We start from the raw sequence: 1,012 nt of genomic DNA, 5'->3' as shown, positions 1-1,012 counted from the left end.
ACGCTCGGCGACGAGAAGACGCCGCCGGTCTTGTACCAGTTCACGTGCACGGACGGCACGGAGCCGGTCTGGGCGTCGAAGCTTCCGCTCATGGAGAAGTGCGGAAGGGCGCCGACCGAGATGCGCGGCAGGGTGAGCCTGAGCGACCCGACCTCGGCGGACATCTGGCGGCAGGCTCCCATGATGGCGTTGGAGGCGGTCGAGGCCGCGCTCCTCGCCGAGTTGGCGAAGTCGTTGAAGGAGGACTTCGCGGCTGTGGCCATGGACTGGCTCGCGGCCTTGGTCTGGTCGATGCTGCTTCGCGCCTGCGAGGTCGCGGACTCGGTCGTGGACGCCATGGAGGAGATCGCGCTCGAGCCCGTGCCGCACGCCGCCGCGAACGCGGCCATCGCGGGCGTCGCGGCGAGCAGGCCCGGGGATGCCGCGAGGGCCGCGGCGGCGACCGCCCCGAGGCCCGCAGCAGCGCCTGGGGCGGAGGACGCCACCATCGGCAGCGCCGCGCCCATGGCGACGATGCCCGCCGCCGCCACGACCACCGAGGCCGCGACGAGGGAGAGCCCGGCACCGAGCAGCACTGTCCCGGCCGCGAGCAGCGCCACGCCGGCGGCGGCCACGGCCACGCCCGCGCCGAGCGCCGTGACGCCTGCGGCGGCCACGAGGGCGCCGGGGCCGAGCACGAGCATCGACGCGCCGAGCGCGAGGACGCCGACGGCTGCGGACGCCCCGTAGGCGGAGATTCCGGGGAGCGCCCCGCCGAGCAGCATCAGCCCGGCGGACGCGAAGAGCACCCCGGCGCCTACGAGGGCGACCGCCCCGCCGAAGGCCACCATGCCGACGGCGCCCGCCGTGAGGGCGGGGCCGAGGGCGGCGGCGCCCGCGGCGAGCAGGGCCACGGTTCCTACCATGGCGGCCATGCCGGCGGCGGCGGAGGGTCCCGCCGACGCGATCATGACGGCGGCGTTGGCGAGCGCGAGCAGGCCGGCGCACGCGAGGGCGACCCCTCCGCCAATCA

General features: G+C 76.3%; 1 protein-coding gene. It reads right to left on the bottom strand.

The window, feature by feature from the left end:
* Positions 1-1,012: hypothetical protein (locus ACT84W_RS05755; protein WP_444328525.1), on the bottom strand; the 1,012-nt coding region annotated here is incomplete at both ends.

This window comes from Paratractidigestivibacter sp. (assembly GCF_052362415.1).
Lineage (GTDB): Bacteria > Actinomycetota > Coriobacteriia > Coriobacteriales > Atopobiaceae > Paratractidigestivibacter.
Note: the sequence above shows the minus strand (reverse complement) of the source record. Positions and strands in the feature narration are given on the sequence as shown.